Annotated in this window: 4 protein-coding genes; 1 reads left to right on the top strand and 3 read right to left on the bottom strand. The window is 74.1% G+C overall.

The features are described from left to right. The 3 genes from PKY62_RS12425 to PKY62_RS12415 all read right to left on the bottom strand — a co-directional run. Positions 1-317 (bottom strand): hypothetical protein (locus PKY62_RS12425; RefSeq protein ID WP_324537420.1); only part of this gene is annotated, 317 nt, incomplete at its 3' end. 10 nt (positions 318-327) lie between these two features. Continuing rightward, the gene (locus PKY62_RS12420; RefSeq protein ID WP_324537418.1) at positions 328-975 is read right to left on the bottom strand and encodes a hypothetical protein; all 648 of its coding nucleotides are present in this window, start codon (positions 973-975) and stop codon (positions 328-330) included. A 117-nt stretch (positions 976-1,092) separates the two neighbouring features. Next, positions 1,093-3,075, bottom strand: a complete 1,983-nt coding sequence (locus PKY62_RS12415; protein WP_324537416.1) for a putative bifunctional diguanylate cyclase/phosphodiesterase — start codon at positions 3,073-3,075, stop codon at positions 1,093-1,095. Positions 3,076-3,492: 417 nt separating this feature from the next. Between PKY62_RS12415 and PKY62_RS12410 the strand changes: the two genes are divergently transcribed. Then, a partial coding sequence (locus tag PKY62_RS12410) for a DEAD/DEAH box helicase (RefSeq protein ID WP_324537414.1) occupies positions 3,493-3,984 on the top strand: 492 nt, incomplete at its 3' end.

Here is a 3,984-nt window from a genome sequence, read left to right as displayed (position 1 = left end):
AGGCGCGCGCGGCGGCGGGCGACGACGGCGGCCGCGCGCGCGGCGGCGGGTGGGCGCTCCACCGCCGCGGCCCGCGCGGCCCCGGCATCGGCGTGCGCCTGGGCGGCAGCTGCCCGCCGAGCACCGAGCAGGCACGCCGGCCAGGCGACGACGGCCGTGGCCCGCACCAGGTGGCCCAGGTCGTCCAGCGCGCCGCGCAGCCACGCGACCGGCAGCGTCATCCCGGTGAGCTCGAGCAGGTCCGGGAGCCAGGCGCGCCGAGCCACCCTGGCGGGCGGGCCCGCCAGGGTGGTCTCGAGGTCGTTCCAGACCGTCATGCCGCGCCGTTCAGTCGTTGTTGGCGGTCTGCTCGGCGTCGAACGTCAGCGCGAGCTGGGCCGTCGTGCCCTGGAACGCGTTGCCCGTCTCGACCGGCAGGTGCACGACGACGCACAGGACCTCGTCCGTGAGTGCGCCCAGCAGGCGGTCGCCACCGTCGGCGCCCGGGTCGGAGCTGCCGATGAGCGGGGTCAGGGCGGTGGGCAGGCCCGTGCTCGTGGCGACCGTGGTCAGCGCCGCGATGCCCGCGGCCGAGCAGGCGGCCTCGGCGCCGCCGGCGTAGACGGTGAGGTCCAGCTCGCCGGTCAGCGGGGTGGCCTGGCCGTCGGTCGCGGCGAGCGAGACCGCGTAGCGCTGCTCGAGGCTGCCGGCGTTGCGGACGAGCACGGCGCCGTAGGACGTGTCCCCCGGCGCCATGTTCAGGGCGCCCAGCGCGACGGTGGCGGACATCGTCGGCTCGATGACGACGGTGCCCGTGGTGAAGTCGGTCGCGGACATCGTCTCGGTGTCCGTGAAGAGGGCCCCGGTGGTCAGCGACGTGATGCCGATGCTGGCCAGGCCGACGGTGAGCGTCGTGGCGATGAGCCGGCCGCGGCGGGACTTGTCGATCGCCGGCCGGCGGTTCTCGGCGATCATCTCGCGGATCAGGTCGTCCATGGGGGTTCTCCTCGGTGCGTGCGGTGGGTGGCCGCGGGGGGTTCGTGGTGCGGGGTGCTGGGCGGGCTGGGCGTGCTGGGCGTGCTGGGGACCGGTGGTGCAGGCCGGGCCCCGGGCCTACGTGAGCACCTCCCTGCGGGCCAGCACGAGGTCCTGCGCCGGTACCGCGTGGGAGTACCAGAAGCCCTGGGCCTGGTCGACGTCGAGCGTGCGCAGGCACGCGGCCGTGGTGGCGTCCTCGACGCCCTCGGCGACGACGAGCAGGCCGAAGGAGTGGGCCAGGTCGACCATCGCCTTGATGACGCTCTGGGCGCGGTCGCCGTCGTGCGCGTCGGAGAGGTCCGCGATGAAGAGCTGGTCGATCTTCAGCACGTCGACCGGCAGGTCGCGCAGCACGGCGATCGACGTGCTGCCGATGCCGAAGTCGTCGATCGCGACGCGCACCCCGGCGTCGTCCAGCGCGCGCAGCACGGGGATGACGCGCGTGGGGTCCGCGACGAGCGCGGTCTCGGTGATCTCCACCTGCAGGTGCTCGGGGTCGACGTCGTGCTCGGCGAGCAGCCCGGTGATGGTCCGCACGATCTCCATCGAGACCACGGTGTGCGCGGAGAGGTTGACGGCGATCGGCAGGCGCACGCCGCGGTCCCACTCGGCCAGCTGGTGCACGACGGTGCGCAGCACGAGGTCGGTGAGGTCGTCGATGAGGCCGGACTGCTCGGCGATGGGCACGAAGACCCCGGGCGGGACGGCGCCGCGCAGCGGGTGGTTCCACCGGACCAGCGCCTCGAGGCCCGCCGTCGCCCCGGTGACGAGGTCGATCTTCGGCTGGTAGTGCACCGTGAGCTCGCCGGGGTGGCGCAGCGCGGCGTGCAGCTCGCCCTGGAGCACGAGGCGGGCGGGGCTCGAGCCGTCGTCCGCCACGTCGTAGACCGAGACGCCCAGGCGGTGCTGCTTGGCCGTGTACATCGCGATGTCGGCCTTGCGCATGAGCGACCGGGCGTCGTCGGCGTGGTCGGGCAGCACGGCGACGCCGATCGACGTCGCGACGTGCACCGTCATGCCGTCGAGCTCGAAGGGGGCGGTGAAGACCGCCCGGGCCCGCTGGGCGAGCCGCTCGGCCTCGGCCACCGTGACGACACCGGGCAGCAGCACGGCGAACTCGTCGCCGCCGAGCCGGGCGACGAGGTCGCGGCCGCGGAAGGCGCCCTGGAGGCGGTCGGAGACCTGGACCAGCAGGTCGTCGCCGCGGTCGTGCCCCAGCGAGTCGTTGATCTCCTTGAAGCGGTCCACGTCGAGCAGCAGGATGCCGACGCCGTTGCCGTCGCGGTCCGCGGTGTCGACGGCGCGCTGCAGCCGGTCGAGCAGCATCCGGCGGTTGGGCAGGCCGGTGAGCGCGTCGAGCAGCGCCATCCGGGCATTCTCCATCGCGCTGCGCTGGAGCTTCTCGGACGCGGAGTGCACGGTGCGGTGCAGCACGAGCCACAGCAGGAGCAGGCCAAGGGCGGCCGCCATGCCGATGGTCCGCACGGCCCGCGCCTGGGCGATGGTGTTCTCGGTGTGGTCGAGGGTGATCTCCGCCGCGCCGACGATCTCGCCGTCGTAGCTCACCGGCGCGTAGACGTCGAGCACGGTGACCGGTCCCTGGCCCGCGTCACCGACGGCGTCGTGCAGGTGCGTCTGCACGCGTGCGGCGGGCTCGCCGAGCAGCGCAGCGGAGTCGAGTCGCTCGACGTCGGGGAAGCCGGACAGGGTCGACGACGTGGAGTCGAAGAGGACCTCGCCGTCGGTGGTCCACAGGCGAACGCTCGTCACGCGGTCGTCGAGCCGTGCCACGACGGCGTCCAGGGCCTCGGCGTCGGCCGCCTCGAGGCGCCCGAGGCTGTACGCCTCCACGGGGACGGTCGGCGCGATCCATGCGGTCACGGACCGGGCGGTGGCCACGCCGTCGGCCTGGGCCTGGGCGCTGAGCACCTGGGCCGTCGCGACGACGACGCCGAGGCCGACGACGGAGATGCCCGCCAGCGAGATGAGCACGAACCGCCCGGACAGCGACAGCCGTCGCAGGGCCGGGGCCCTGGCGGTGCGCTGCTGGCGGCTCATCGTGCTGGTGCTCCATGGGCGAGCGGCCGGCGGTCGTGGGGGCGACCTGCCGGCGGTGGGTGTCGGGGGTGGTGCTGCTGCCGTGCCGGCGGGAGGCCCTGCTGGGTGGTCAAGATCAGCCCGCTGATGGCGACCGTAGGCGGGCCGCACGGGGGTTGGCAGCCTCCATTCGGGGGTAACCGGTCGAACTTCACCCATTGCCGGACACACCCCCCGCACAGGGACGCCTCGGGCACCCGGACGGCGTCACCCGTTCGCCGTTCTGGGGCGCGTAGGGCACACTGGTGGGACCTGGTCTGCGCGATGACGCGCGTTCGGACACCTCCGAGACCAGTCGTGGAGCACCGGCGGGCCGCAGAGCCCACCCCGCACTGCCGCCGCGAGCCCCGACACCACCGCCCGAAAGGCGATGCCTTCATGCCCTCCTTCTCTTCCCTCGGCGTGCCCGAGAACCTCGTCGCCTCCCTCGCGGTGCGCGGCATCACCGAGCCGTTCCCCATCCAGACCGCCTCCCTGCCGGACACGCTGGCCGGCCGCGACGTGCTCGGCCGCGGGCGGACGGGCTCCGGCAAGACCCTCGCGTTCGCCCTGCCGATCGTCACGCGGCTCAAGGACGGCTCGGCCCGTCGGCCGCGCCGCCCCCGCGCGCTGATCCTGGCGCCCACCCGCGAGCTGGCGACGCAGATCGCCGCGACGCTCGAGCCCCTGGCCGACGTCGCCGGCCTGCGCGTCACGACGATCTTCGGCGGCGTCAACCAGCACCGGCAGACCGTCGCGCTCGACGCGGGCGTCGACATCGTCGTCGCGTGCCCCGGCCGCCTCGAGGACCTCATGGGTCAGAAGTGCCTGACGCTCGACGGCATCGAGATCACCGTGCTGGACGAGGCCGACCACATGGCCGACCTCGGC

Origin of the sequence: Actinotalea sp. (assembly GCF_035443605.1) — a bacterium.
In the GTDB taxonomy this organism is placed as follows: Bacteria; Actinomycetota; Actinomycetes; order Actinomycetales; family Cellulomonadaceae; genus Actinotalea.
This window is presented reverse-complemented; position numbering and strand designations above follow the sequence as displayed.